Here is a 13,143-nt window from a genome sequence, read left to right as displayed (position 1 = left end):
ACAACCCACCACCCCGGGAACCTTCACAGGAACCCTCACACCGCTCATCACAATCCAACAAATTTCATTACCGGAAGTGTTCAAATACTGAACGCGGAGGCGTAGGTTCCGCTCCGGATCAGTTCGCGAACGAAGCGAGTGCTTAATGCAAACCCCCACAGACCCCACATATCTAGCCGCAGAGCTTCGACTCCCCACCAACTGGCTCGACTACACGATCCTGGGTATCTACTTCCTGGTCGTGCTGGGCATCGGCTTCGCCGCCCGCCGCTCGGTCAAGACCAGCCTGGACTTCTTCCTGTCCGGCCGCTCGCTGCCCGCCTGGGTCACCGGCCTCGCCTTCGTCGCGGCCAACCTGGGCGCGACCGAGATCCTCGGCATGGCCGCCAACAGCGCCCAGTACGGCGTCTACACGACCCACTGGTACTGGATCGGCGCCATCCCGGCGATGGTCTTCCTCGGCCTGGTGATGATGCCGTTCTACTACGGCTCCAAGGTCCGCTCGGTCCCCGAGTTCCTCCTGCTGCGCTTCGACAAGGCCTCCCACCTGCTCAGTTCGGCCCTGTTCGCGATCGCGGCCATCCTGATCGCCGGCGTGAACCTCTACGCCCTCGCGATCGTCGTCGAGGCGCTGCTCGGCTGGCCGGAGTGGGTGGCCATCGTGGTGGCCGGCTTCTTCGTCCTGGCGTACATCACCCTGGGCGGCCTCTCCTCGGCCATCTACAACGAGGTCCTCCAGTTCTTCGTGATCCTGGCCGGCCTCATCCCGATCACCATCCTGGGCCTGAAGAAGGTCGGCGGCTGGGACGGCCTGTCCGACTCCCTCTCCGCGAACCACGGCTCCGACTTCATGACGGCGTGGGGCGGCACGGGCATCGGCAGCGACAACCCGCTGGGCGCCAACTGGCTGACCATCGTCCTCGGCCTCGGCTTCGTCCTCTCCTTCGGCTACTGGACGACGAACTTCGCCGAGGTGCAGCGCGCCCTGTCGGCGAAGAACCTCTCGGCCGCCAAGCGCACCCCGCTGATCGCGGCCTTCCCGAAGATCTTCATCGTGTTCGTGGTGATGATCCCCGGCCTGGTCGCCGCCGTCCTCGTCCCGAAGATCGGCACGCCCGGCTCGGACCTCCAGTACAACGACGCGATCCCGTACCTCATGCAGCAGCTGCTGCCCAACGGTGTCCTCGGCATCGCGGTGACCGGTCTGCTGGCCGCCTTCATGGCCGGTATGGCGGCGAACATCTCCTCGTTCAACACCGTCTTCACCACCGACATCTGGCAGAAGTACGTGGAGAAGGGCCGCGAGGACGCCTACTACGTGCGCTTCGGCCGCCTGATCACGGTGATCGGCGTGCTGGCCTCGATCGGCACGGCCTTCCTGGCCTCGTCGTTCTCGAACATCATGAGCTACCTCCAGACGCTCTTCTCCTTCTTCAACGTGCCGATGTTCGTCGTCTTCATCATCGGCATGTTCTGGAAGCGGGCGTCCATGAAGTCCGGCTTCTGGGGCCTGGTCGCGGGCACCACGGCGGCGATGGTGAACTACTTCGTCATCTACAAGCAGGGCATCATCGACATCCCCTCCGACCAGGGTGCCAACTTCGTGTCCGCGATCGCGGGCTTCGTCGCCGGCGCGGTGGTCATGGTCGCGGTGTCCCTGTTCACCAAGCCCAAGCCGGTCACCGAACTCCAGGGCCTGGTCTACGGCACCACCTCCCCCGGCATGTCCGAGGCGCCCTCCGAGGGCGACGACGCGTGGTACCGCAAGCCGGCGCTGCTGGGCTGGGGGGCGGTCGTCCTGGCCGCCGCCTGCTACATCCCGTTCTCGTTCTGATCGCGGGAGGATTGAGAGAACATGTCTGATTCCTACTCCGACAAGAACGTCCACGACGAGGTCACCGAGCTGGAGACCCAGTCGGTCACGGCCGCGCGGCTGTTCGACATCCGGCGGATCATCGGCGGTCTCTTCGTGGTCTACGGCGTCATCGTGACGATCGCGGGCTTCGCGGCGTCCGACAACGACATCGACAAGGCGCAGGGGGTGAACATCAACCTCTGGACCGGGCTGGGCATGCTGATCCTGGGCCTGTTCTTCCTGGCCTGGCTGAAACTCCGCCCGACGGCTCCGCCCCCGCCCCCGCTGGAGGAGGAGCCGAAGGACTGACGCGGGCACCCGCCGCCGCTGCGGGCAGTCGTGCCGCTGGGGCGGCACGGGTGGGCGCAGCGGCACCCCGCAAGCGCCGGGCCGCGCGTCCCACCCCCGCCCAGCACCCACGCCGGGCGCCGAACACCGCGGCGCCCGGCACGACTGCCCGCAGCGGCGGCGGCACGCGGCAACGCCCCCTCACTCGCCGGAGGCAGCGGCGGCGGCCCGGTCCAGCAGCCCCGTCCGGGCCGCCAGCGCCGCCGCCTCCAGACGCGACCCCACGCCCAGCTTCATCAGCACGCGCTGGACGTGGGTCCGCGCCGTCGACGGCGCTATGCCCATGCCGGCCGCGATCACCCGGGTGTCCTCGCCGTCGGCGACCCGCACCAGCACCTGCACCTCCCGCGGCGTGAGCATCTGCAGCAGCCGCTGCCCCTCGTCGTCGGGCTGTGCCGCCGGGTTCAGCAGCTCCCCGAACGCTCCCTGCAGCAGCGCCGGCGCCACCGCCGCCTCCCCGTTCCGCGCCTTCGTGATCGCCCGCTCGACGCCCTCTATGCGCTCGTCGTGCCGGACGTACCCCGACGCCCCCGACGCGAACGCCGCCGCGATCCCGCGGGGGTTCGGCACCGGCCCCAGCACCAGCACCGCCACCTGCGGTCGCTCCTGCTTGATCCGTACCACCGGATCGAAGATCCCCGGCTCGGCCGGCACCGCCGTCCCCAGCAGGCACACCTCCGGGGCCCTGCTGATCACCAGGTCCGCCGCCCCCGCGGCCGGCGCCGCCGCGGCCAGTACCCGGTGCCCCCTCAGCTTCAGCGCCGACGCCAGTGCCTCGGCGAGCAATCGGTGATCGTCGACCACCATCAGCCGTACTCCCATGGAGCAACCCCCCAGTCACCCAAACCCGGCATGACCCCGGAAGCTACACGCTGGGCCGTCCTCGCGCTGCCCCTACCGGCGATAACCGCCCCCGGACCGCCGAAAGCCGCACCCGCACGCCCCCCCCTGCCGCGAAACCAGCCCGCCCGCGCCGCGCAAGGCGACGGCCCCGCCCCCGCGAGAACGGGGACGGGGCCGTGGCCGGGGCCGTGGGGCACCGGAGCGCCTGCGGAGGCCGGCCGGCTCAGCCGCCGGCGCCGAAGCCGATCGCCAGGTACTCCTTGTCGCCGGTGCTGGACGGCTCGCTGGCGTACACCTGCGACATGTACAGGTGCCCCTGCGAGTAGCGGAGCTCCGAGTAGTCCGGCGACATGCTGGACTCCACGTCGCGCACCGCGTCGGTCGCCGGGTTCTCCAGCAGCGTCGTCTGCTTGAACGTGGCGCCGTCGATGCTGACGATCTGGCCGCCCTTGTCGTACGGCGGGCGCTTGTACGCGATCACGTTGCCGCCGTCCATGCGCAGCGGGGTGATCGTGTAGTTGTCGCCGGAGTCCGCGCGCTGGCCGGTCTGCTTGCCGGTGGTCAGGTCGAAGGCGACGACCTCGTTGGCCTGGCTGTAGGACTCGCCGCTGCCGTCGTGCTCCTCGGTCGGGACGTACAGCTTGCCGTTGCCGGCCGCGAGGCCCGTGCAGCTCTCGATCCTGGTGATCGTGTCGCAGCGGGCCGCGAACTGGTCGCCGGGGGCCGAGATGCGGGCGAGCAGCTTGCCGGTCTTGTTGTCGATGGAGAAGAAGTCCGAGATGCCACTGCCGTCACCGGCGGAGTCGCCGACGTCGGCGGCCACCACGAGCGGCTCCGTCGACACGACGCCCGCGTACTCGATGCCCTTGGCCATCTTGTACTCGGTGATCACCTTCCCGCTCTTCGGGTCGATGGTCTGGATGTGCAGTTCCCGGGCGTCGTACGAGCCGCACTTGCGCACCGCGACGAGCTTCTCGCCGCCGCCGTAACCGGCGTCGTAGCAGGTGTCCGTCGCCTTCGGGGACCAGAGGACGTCGCCCTTGTCGATGCCGAAGGCGACGCCTCCGTCGGTGCTGCCGGCCGCGACGGTGTCACCGCTGATCGTGACGTTGTTGAAGGAGATCGGCCCCTCGCCCGCGGTCTTCGTCCACACCTTCTCCCCCGCGTCCAGGTCCAGGACGGAGACCTGGGAGCAGCCGTGCGAGCGCTGCTTCTTGGTCGGCATGGCGGGCTGGTGGATGATCGCCGTCTTGTTGTCGTCGGTGACGTGGTCGGTGACGGCGCACACCGGGCCGTCCAGCTTGATCGACCACTTCTTGCCGCCCTTGGCGGGGTCGTACCCGACCACCTCGGCGACGCCGCTCTTGGCGTACACCTTGTCGGTCAGCCACGAGCCGGAGACGACGACGCTGCTCTCGTCCTTGCTCACCTCGGGCATGGGGACCTGGAAGAGCACCTTGGAGGCGGGGTCGGCGGGCGCCTTCTCCTGGGCGCCGGCGGACGTGCCGCCGTCGCCGCCCTTCTCCTCCGTGCCGCCGTCGCCGCCGGTGCCGCCGCTGGTGCCGGCGGTGTCCTTCTTGCCGTCGTCGCCGGAGGAGGCGTACCAGACTCCGCCGCCGATGATCAGCGCGATCGCGACGACCGCCGACACGATGATCGCCAGCTGCGCGTTCTTCCGCCCGCCGCCCGGGCCGCCGGCCTGGGGCTGCATCGGCATGGTCGCCTGCGGATAGCCGTACCCGGGCGGCTGGCCCGGCTGGCCGTACGGCGGCGTCGGCTGTCCGTACGGGCTCGGCTGGCCGGGGTATCCCGGCTGTCCCGGCTGCTGGCCGGGGTAGCCGTAGCCGGGCTGGGGCTGCGGCGGTGCCTGCGGGTAGCCGTACCCCGGCTGCTGCGGCGGCGGCCCGGCGGGCGGGGCCGCCGGAGCGGCGGGCGGCGGTGTCTGCGGGGCGGCCGGGGGCGTCTGCGGGTATCCGTACCCGGGCTCGGGCGCCTTGCCGAAGTCCGGTCCGGAGGGCGGGGCCGGCGGCTGCTGCGGCGGCTGGTTCTGCGGGGGCGGGCCGAACCCTCCCCCCTGCGGGGGCTGGTTGGGCGGCGGGGGCGGCGGCTGGGTCATGGCGTGAGCACCTCGGAGAGCGAAGGGGACGACGGGGGGCGGGAGCGGAACGAGCGGGAGAAGGAGGTCACTTGCCGTAGGCGAGCATCAACTTCTCCTTGGCGTCGTCCTTCCCGGTCAGGCGGGTGCTGGAGATGTAGAACCGCCCGTCGACCCAGTCGATGTCCTTGGAGTAGAAGCTGTTCTCGATGTCCGCGACGCCCTGCGGGTTCTGCAGCAGCTTGCCCGGCTTGTGGCTGTTGCCGCCGGTCGGGATGGACACGATCTGGCCGCCCGCGTCGTAGGACGGCTGGACGTACGCGATGAGCTGGTCGCCCTCGGTCTTCAGCGGCACCATCGACTCGTCCTCGGGGGACTTGGCGCGCCACTTCTCCTTGCCGGAGGCGAGGTCGATCGCGACGATCTCGTTGGCGCCGCTGGTCGCCTCGGTCGGCAGGTAGAGCGTGTTGTCGGCGACCGCGACGCCCGTGCAGCCCTGGAGGTCGCGTTCCATGATGGCCCAGCCGCACTCGGGGGCGAAGTCCTCGTCGACACCGACCTGTTCGAGGACCTTGCCGCCGGAGGTGAAGGAGGAGATGTTCCAGACCTTCTTGTCCTCGTTGGTGGCGTAGACGACGAGCGGGTCGACGGAGTACGCGCGCTCGACCCGCCAGCCCTTCTCGTACGGGTAGGTCCACAGGACCTTGCCGGTCTTCGGGTCGAGCCCCTGGACCTCGTCGTGCTCCTTGTCGCCGCCGGCGCCGCAGGAGGCGACCTGGACGAGCTTGTCGGCACTGCCGGCGAAACCGGCGGGGAAGCAGGCGTCGCCGTACTTCTTCTTGTCGTACAGCTTCTTGCCGCTGGTGACGTCGTAGGCGGTGCCGGACTGGGAGCGGCCGATCATCATGGTGTTGCCGCTGAGGGTGAGTTCGAGGGAGAGCGTGGAGTCGAACAGCGCGCCGTCGTCGACTTTGCCCGTCCAGCCCTTGGCGCCGGTGGCGAGGTCGATCTCCTGGAGCTGGTTGCACTTGGCGCGGTCGCTGGAGCCGCTCATGTAGGCGACGACGACCTTGTTGGCGGCGGTCTTCTCCGGGGTGGCCGCGCAGATCTTCTCCGGGAAGGAGATCGGGTCCCAGGCGGGCTTGCCGTCGCCGACGTTGTACGCGAAGACCTGCTTGTACGCCGCCTTCACCGCGGCCTTGTCGGTGATCCACATGCCGTCGGCGTCGGCACCGGAACCGGGGGCGTCGGGCGCCGACTTGTACCAGAGCACCTTGGCCTCGCCGGCCTGGCGGCCCTCGTTGAGGTCCTCGGGGTCCTCGCCGCCGTCGCCGCTGCCGTCACCCGGGTTCACCGGGGCGCCGCCCTTGGAGCCGGAGGGCTTCGGGTCGTCGCTCTTTCCGGCGACGGACGGCTTCTTGTCCTCGTCGTCGCCACCGCCCGACGTGACCGCCCACACGCTGCCGCCGATGACCAGCAGGGCCGCGACCGCGGCGGCGATCGCGAGGGCGGGCTTGCCCTTGAACGGGTTGCGGGAGCCGGACCCGCCCGGGGGCGGGGTGCCGGGCGCGCCCGGATACTGCGGCTGCTGCGGGTAGCCGTAGCCGGGCTGGCCGGGCTGCTGGCCGTAGGGACCCGGCTGCTGGGGCTGCGCGTACGGACCGGAGTTGTACGGACCGGGCTGGCCGGGCTGACCGTACGGTCCCGGCTGACCCGGCTGACCGGGCTGGCCCGGCTGCTGCGGATAGCCGTACCCCGGCTGCGGCGGCGGACCGGACGGCGGGCCCTGCGGGGGCGGCGGCGTCTGGGGCGGGCCCTGCGGGGCGGGTGCCCCGAAGCCTCCCGGCGGTGGGTCCTGCGGTGCTCCGAAGCCACCCTGATACGGCGGCTGATTCGGCGGCTGGCTCATCAGCGCGTTCCCCCTTATTACTCACTGATTTTTAGCCACGCCCCGGGTCACGCGCTGGTCCCGGAGTCGTCGAAGGCGATCGTTCCACATGCCTCGGACAGTCCTCGGACAGTCCTCGGACGGCCTTTCTATCACCCGCGGCCGGCCCCCCACCGGGCCGCGTCCACCGCTGTTCCCAAGGGAGGACCGGCCCGTGATGCCTCTGTTACGCGTCTTCACGCGGCCTTTACATCACCCGCTCCCGCTGCCCCCACGGTGACGCACGGGCGGGGCGGGGCGGACGCGGGAGGCTCAGGCGTCCTCGGCGAGTTCCAGCCAGCGCATCTCCAGCTCCTCCCGCTGTCCCGTCAACTCCCGCAGCTCCGCATCGAGTTCGGCCACTTTCGCGAAGTCCGTGGCGTTCTCGGCGATCCGCGCGTGCAGCTTCGTCTCCTTCTCGGAGACCTTGTCCAGCTGCCGCTCGATCTTCTGCAGCTCCTTCTTGGCGGCGCGCACGTCGGCGGCGCTCTTCTCGGACCCGGCGGTGGCGGGCCTGGCCGCGGCCGGGGCGCTCGCCTCGGCGGCCTCCTCCATCCGCCGGCGCCGCTCCAGGTACTCGTCGATACCGCGCGGCAGCATGCGCAGCGCGCCGTCGCCGAGGAGGGCGAAGACCCGGTCGGTGGTCCGCTCGACGAAGAACCGGTCGTGGGAGATGACGACCATCGAGCCGGGCCAGCCGTCGAGGACGTCCTCCAGCTGGGTCAGGGTCTCGATGTCGAGATCGTTGGTGGGCTCGTCGAGGAAGAGGACGTTGGGCTCGTCCATGAGGAGCCGCAGCAGTTGGAGCCGCCGCCGCTCACCGCCGGACAGGTCGCCGACCGGCGTCCACTGCTTCTCCTTGCCGAAGCCGAAGGTCTCGCACAGCTGCCCGGCGGTCATCTCGCGCCCCTTGCCGAGGTCGACGCGCTCGCGCACCCGCTGCACGGCCTCCAGGACCCGCCAGTCGGGGTCCAGCTCGTCGACCTCCTGCGACAGGTACGCCAGCTTGACGGTCCTGCCGACCCGCACCTGCCCGCCCGCGGGCTGCTGCTCGCCGTCGCTGCGGGCGGCCTCGGTCATGGCACGCAGCAGGGAGGTCTTGCCGGCGCCGTTGACGCCGACCAGGGCGATGCGGTCGCCGGGGCCGAGCTGCCAGGTCACGTGCTTGAGCAGCACCTTGGGGCCGGCCTGGACGGTGACGTCCTCCAGGTCGAAGACGGTCTTGCCCAGCCGGGACGAGGCGAACTTCATCAGCTCGCTGCTGTCCCGGGGCGGCGGCACGTCGGCGATCAGCTCGTTGGCGGCCTCGACGCGGAAGCGCGGCTTGGACGTCCGGGCGGGCGCCCCGCGCCGCAGCCAGGCCAGCTCCTTGCGGACCAGGTTCTGCCGCTTGGTCTCCTCGGTGGCGGCGATGCGCTCGCGCTCGGCGCGGGCGAAGACGTAGTCGGAGTAGCCGCCCTCGTACTCGTAGACGTCGCCGCGCTGCACGTCCCACATGCGGGTGCAGACCTGGTCGAGGAACCACCGGTCGTGGGTGACGCACACGAGCGCGGACCGCCGCTCGCGCAGGTGCCGGGCGAGCCAGGAGATGCCCTCGACGTCGAGGTGGTTGGTGGGCTCGTCCAGGACGACCAGGTCCTGGTCCTCGATGAGCAGCTTGGCCAGCGCGATCCGGCGCCGCTCACCGCCGGAGAGCGGCCCGATGACGGTGTCGAGCCCCTGCGGGAACCCCGGCATGTCGAGGCCGCCGAACAGCCCGGTCAGCACGTCGCGGATCTTGGCGTTGCCCGCCCACTCGTGGTCGGCCAGGTCCCCGATGACCTCGTGCCGGACGGTGGCGGCGGGGTCGAGGGAGTCGTGCTGGGTGAGCACGCCGAGCCGCAGCCCGCCGGAGTGGGTGACCCGGCCGGTGTCCGGCTCCTCCAGCCTGGCCAGCATCCGGATCATCGTCGTCTTGCCGTCGCCGTTCCGCCCGACGACACCGATGCGGTCCCCTTCGGAGACGCCGAGCGACACGCCGTCGAGGAGTGCACGGGTGCCGTACACCTTGCTGACGTTCTCGACATTGACCAGATTGACGGCCATTTCTCTCCTGACTGGGGGATCGATCAGCCTTCAAGCGTAGGCCCTCCGGGGGGTGGGGAGTCGCGGGCGGGGTGATGCGGGCGGGGCCGGTCGCTCGTTGCTGTAGGTGAGAGCGAGGGCCTCCGCCGGCGCGAACCGACGTCACCGCCGGTGAGAGCAAGAAAAGAGGGACCATGACCGCTGTGGGCGACTACACCCTGGCCGACCTGTTCACCCTGCCGGATCTTCCGTGCCGCGCCGATCTGATCGACGGGCACCTGTACTTCCCCCGCCCGCAGAACCGCTTCCACTCGATCACGGGAGATCTCCTGCTCAACGGCCTGCGCCGGACCCTGCCGCCCGTTTTCCGTGTCCGGCGGAACATGACCGTCGTCCTGGACCGGCGCAACGGCCTGGAACCCGACGTGAGCCTGATCCACGCGGAAGCGATCACCGGATGGGACGACATGGGTTACCGGGCCGAAGACGTCCTGCTCGCCGCCGAGGTGGTCGCCCCGGACACCGAGGCACGCGACCGCGGCACCAAGCCGCACAAGTACGCCGCCGCCGGCATCCCTCACTTCTGGCTGGTCGAGATGGACAGCAGAACTCAGCGTCCGGTTGTGGCAGTCCACCGCCGCGACGAGGACACCGGCGCCTACACCCTCACCGGCATCCACCACGACCGCCTGAGGATCAGCGTCCCCTACGACATCGACATCGACCTGACCGCCATCGACAACCGCTGAGCCTCACACCACCGTCGCCCCCGCCGCCGCCCCCACCGCCGTGCGCACGTCGCGGCAGGTGCCCGACGCCCGCAGGACGCCGGCGATGTCGGAGGCGGAGCGGGCGTCCGGGGCGAGGAAGGCCGTCGTCGGGCCGGAGCCCGAGACCAGCGCCGCGAGCGCGCCGGCCGCCCGGCCCGCCGCGAGGGTGTCGGACAGCTCGGGGAAGAGGGAGAGGGCGGCGGGCTGGAGGTCGTTGGTGACGGCGACGGCGAGCGCGGCGGAGTCGCCCTTGGCGAGGGCGTCCAGCACCGCCTGGTCGGCGGCCGGCTCCGGGATGTCCAGGCCCTCCCCCAGCCGGTCGAACTCGCGGAAGACGGCCGGCGTCGACAGCCCCCGCGCGGCCAGCGCGAAGACCCAGTGGAAGTCGCCCCCCACCTGCAGCTCCGTCAGCCGCTCGCCCCGCCCGGTGCCCAGCGCCGCCCCGCCGACCAGGCTGAACGGCACGTCGCTGCCCAGCTCGGCACAGAGGGCGAGGAGCTCGTCGCGGGAAGCGCCGGTGCCCCACAGGGCGTCGCAGGCGAGCAGCGCGCCCGCGCCGTCGGCGCTGCCGCCCGCCATGCCGCCGGCGACCGGGATGTCCTTGGCGATGTGCAGGTGGACGTCGGGTGCGCAGCCGTACCGCTCGGCGAGGGCGAGGGCCGCACGGGCGGCGAGGTTGGTGCGGTCCAGGGGGACCTGACCGGCGTCCGGGCCCTCGCAGGTGACGCGGAGCCCGTCGGCGTCCGGGGTCGCGGTGACCTCGTCGTACAGGGAGACCGCGAGGAAGACGTTGGCGAGGTCGTGGAAGCCGTCGGCGCGGGCGGCGCCGACCGCGAGCTGGACGTTGACCTTGGCGGGGACGCGGACCGTCACGCTCACTTGCTCGTCACTCCCTATTTCTCCTGCCCGGCGGCAAGGGATTTCTTGTGCTCGGCGATACGGGCGAACTCTTCCACGGTCAGCGCCTCGCCACGCGCCTGCGGCGAAACGCCCGCGCCGACCAGCGCGGCCTCGGCGGCGGCGGCCGACCCCGCCCATCCGGCGAGCGCGGCCCGCAGGGTCTTGCGGCGCTGGGCGAACGCGGCGTCGACGACGGCGAAGACCTCGCGCCGGGAGGCGGTCGTCCGCAGCGGCTCCGCGCGCCGGACGAGCGAGACGAGGCCGCTGTCGACGTTCGGCGCGGGCCAGAAGACGGTACGGCCGATGGACCCGGCGCGCTTGACCTCGGCATACCAGTTGGCCTTCACGGACGGCACGCCGTACACCTTCGAGCCCGGTCCGGCGGCGAGCCGGTCGGCGACCTCGGCCTGGACCATGACGAGGGTGCGCTCGATGCTCGGGAAGGTGTCGAGCATGTGGAGGAGGACGGGGACCGCCACGTTGTAGGGCAGGTTGGCGACCAGCGCGGTCGGGGCGGGGCCGGGGAGCCCGGTCACCCGCATCGCGTCGGAGTGCACGAGCGCGAACCGGTCGGCGCGCTCCGGCAGGCGGGCGGCGACGGTGGCGGGCAGGGCTCCGGCGAGTACGTCGTCGATCTCCACGGCGGTGACCCGGTCGGCGGTCTCCAGCAGGGCCAGGGTGAGCGAGCCGAGACCCGGACCCACCTCGACCACCACGTCGTCGGGGCGTACCTCGGCGGTGCGGACGATACGGCGGACCGTGTTCGCGTCGATCACGAAGTTCTGGCCGCGCTGCTTGGTGGGGCGTACGCCGAGGGCGGCCGCGAGTTCACGGACGTCGGCGGGGCCCAGAAGGGTGTCGGGGACGGGGCTGCTCACTCCGCAAGGGTAGCCGGGGGCGCGGGGGCCTCCTGTCGGCAGCCGGGGCTCCTGTCTGCGACCGGGACACCTGCCTGCGGCCAGGGGCCCGCCGCGTCGGCCGCACGCCCGCGTCCCGGCGCCGCGGCCGGCCTCACCCCCGCAGCCGGGCGCCGCAGTGGGGCCAGGCGCCGGCGCCGCTGCGGACGTAGAGCTTCTTGGCGCGGTACGTCTGCTCCGCGGGCGGCGCGTCCTCGGGGCGGCCCGCACCGCCGAGGCCGTGCCAGGTGGGGGCGTCGAACTGGTAGAGGCCGCCGTACGTGCCCGACGGGTCGACGGCGCCGGGGCGGCCGCCCGACTCGCAGGCCGCCAGCGCCTGCCAGTTCAGGTGGCCGGTGCCCTCGACGGACGTCGGCCGGGCGCGGGTGCCGACCCGCACGATCTGCGGGCGCGCCTCGCGCACGACCTCCGTGCGCAGCCGGCGCGGCTTCTCCCGCACGCCGTTGACGGTGCGCACGGCGTAGGTGGTCCGGCGCAGTCCCGGACGGCCCGCCTGCTGGACGACCTCCGTGCCCCGGTAGAGCGAGGAGTCCTCCGTGCGCCGGGCGTCGAAGGGGATCGGGTCCTCGTGGACCTCCTGGGAGCCGGTGATCCGCAGCACGGTGACGGTCTGCCCGTCGCGGGGGAAGCCGGTGCCGGGGACGGAGGTGGTGTCCTCGCCGCGCAGGGTGACACCGGCCTGCTCGACGGCCTCGGCCACGGTCGCGGCGTTGGTGCGGACGGTGCGGGCGCGGCCGTCCGCCATGACCGTCACCACCCGCTCAGTGCGCACCACCAGGGCGAGCCCCGCACGGCCGATGCGCCGCGATCCCCCGGTGGACAGGTACGCGCCCTCGGTCCGCACACCGAGCTGCCGCAGCGCCCCCTCCACCGTCTCCGCGGTCGTCCACACCTGGCGCCGGTGGCCGTCCAGGGTGAGCAGGACGGGCCGCCCGTAGCGGACGGCGACGTCCTCGCCGGTGGTCAGCGGGGTGCCGGGGGCGGGCACGATCACATCGTGGGCGCCCACCTCGACGCCCTCCTCGGCGAGCAGCTCGGTGACGTCGTCGGCGAAGGTGTGCAGGGTGCGCGGGGTGCCGTCGACGGTCAGCTCGACCGCCTTGTCCTTGGCGACGAAGGCGCTGGTGCCGCCCGCCAGGAACGCCACGACCAGCGCGCGCGGCAGCAGCCGGCGCAGGGTGCCGTCCGCCCGCCCGCTCTCCCGCGCACGCCGCCGGTTCCCGGCCCGCGAACCGTCCCCCGGCGCACGCGGGGCGCACGGCACGGTGTGTTCGAACGGCGCCGAGTGCCCGTACGGAACGGCGTGCCCGTACAACGCGCCGTACTCATACGGCGCGGCGTGCCCGTACGGCACGGTGTGTTCGTACGGCGCGTCATACCCGTACCCCCCGAACACCGCGGTGGTCTCGAACTGTGTTCCGCTG

Annotated in this window: 10 protein-coding genes; 3 read left to right on the top strand and 7 right to left on the bottom strand. The window is 71.8% G+C overall.

What is annotated here, in order from left to right; genetic code table 11:
* The first annotated feature begins 145 nt into the window (after positions 1 to 145).
* Both IG94_RS0133040 and IG94_RS0133035 read left to right on the top strand, forming a co-directional pair.
* Positions 146 to 1,834, top strand: a complete 1,689-nt coding sequence (locus IG94_RS0133040; protein ID WP_031045942.1) for a sodium:solute symporter family protein — start codon at positions 146 to 148, stop codon at positions 1,832 to 1,834.
* Between the two features lie 21 nt (positions 1,835 to 1,855).
* Complete coding sequence (locus IG94_RS0133035) at positions 1,856 to 2,164, top strand: hypothetical protein (RefSeq protein ID WP_031045940.1); 309 nt, start codon at positions 1,856 to 1,858, stop codon at positions 2,162 to 2,164.
* A 180-nt stretch (positions 2,165 to 2,344) separates the two neighbouring features.
* Here IG94_RS0133035 and IG94_RS0133030 read toward each other — a convergent pair whose 3' ends face one another.
* The 4 genes from IG94_RS0133030 to IG94_RS0133015 form a co-directional block, all read right to left on the bottom strand.
* Positions 2,345 to 3,025 carry a helix-turn-helix transcriptional regulator gene (locus IG94_RS0133030; protein WP_031045938.1) on the bottom strand — a complete coding sequence of 227 codons (681 nt, stop codon included), beginning with the start codon at positions 3,023 to 3,025 and terminating at the stop codon, positions 2,345 to 2,347.
* Positions 3,026 to 3,269: 244 nt separating this feature from the next.
* Positions 3,270 to 5,162 (bottom strand): outer membrane protein assembly factor BamB family protein, encoded by a 1,893-nt coding sequence (locus IG94_RS39055; RefSeq protein WP_031045935.1) that lies wholly within the window; start codon positions 5,160 to 5,162, stop codon positions 3,270 to 3,272.
* 67 nt (positions 5,163 to 5,229) lie between these two features.
* Positions 5,230 to 7,050: an outer membrane protein assembly factor BamB family protein gene (locus IG94_RS0133020; protein WP_031045932.1), complete on the bottom strand. Its 1,821-nt coding sequence runs from the start codon at positions 7,048 to 7,050 to the stop codon at positions 5,230 to 5,232.
* 291 nt (positions 7,051 to 7,341) lie between these two features.
* Entirely contained in the window at positions 7,342 to 9,153 is a 1,812-nt protein-coding gene (locus tag IG94_RS0133015) for an ABC-F family ATP-binding cassette domain-containing protein (RefSeq protein WP_031045929.1), read from the bottom strand.
* A gap of 173 nt (positions 9,154 to 9,326) precedes the next feature.
* Between IG94_RS0133015 and IG94_RS0133010 the strand changes: the two genes are divergently transcribed.
* Positions 9,327 to 9,881 carry a Uma2 family endonuclease gene (locus tag IG94_RS0133010; protein WP_031045927.1) on the top strand — a complete coding sequence of 185 codons (555 nt, stop codon included), beginning with the start codon at positions 9,327 to 9,329 and terminating at the stop codon, positions 9,879 to 9,881.
* A 3-nt stretch (positions 9,882 to 9,884) separates the two neighbouring features.
* Here IG94_RS0133010 and IG94_RS0133005 read toward each other — a convergent pair whose 3' ends face one another.
* The 3 genes from IG94_RS0133005 to IG94_RS0132995 all read right to left on the bottom strand — a co-directional run bounded on the left by IG94_RS0133005 (position 9,885) and on the right by IG94_RS0132995 (position 13,073).
* The gene (locus IG94_RS0133005) at positions 9,885 to 10,781 is read right to left on the bottom strand and encodes a 4-(cytidine 5'-diphospho)-2-C-methyl-D-erythritol kinase (RefSeq protein ID WP_031045925.1); all 897 of its coding nucleotides are present in this window, start codon (positions 10,779 to 10,781) and stop codon (positions 9,885 to 9,887) included.
* A gap of 14 nt (positions 10,782 to 10,795) precedes the next feature.
* Entirely contained in the window at positions 10,796 to 11,680 is an 885-nt protein-coding gene (rsmA, locus tag IG94_RS0133000; protein WP_031045922.1) for a 16S rRNA (adenine(1518)-N(6)/adenine(1519)-N(6))-dimethyltransferase RsmA, read from the bottom strand.
* A 133-nt stretch (positions 11,681 to 11,813) separates the two neighbouring features.
* The gene (locus IG94_RS0132995; RefSeq protein WP_308043549.1) at positions 11,814 to 13,073 is read right to left on the bottom strand and encodes a resuscitation-promoting factor; all 1,260 of its coding nucleotides are present in this window, start codon (positions 13,071 to 13,073) and stop codon (positions 11,814 to 11,816) included.
* Between the last annotated feature and the right edge of the window lie 70 nt (positions 13,074 to 13,143).

Origin of the sequence: Streptomyces olivaceus (assembly GCF_000721235.1) — a bacterium.
GTDB classification, from domain to species: domain Bacteria; phylum Actinomycetota; class Actinomycetes; order Streptomycetales; family Streptomycetaceae; genus Streptomyces; species Streptomyces olivaceus.
The sequence above is the reverse complement of the archived record's forward strand: the minus strand, read 5'-3'. Positions and strand labels throughout refer to the sequence as shown.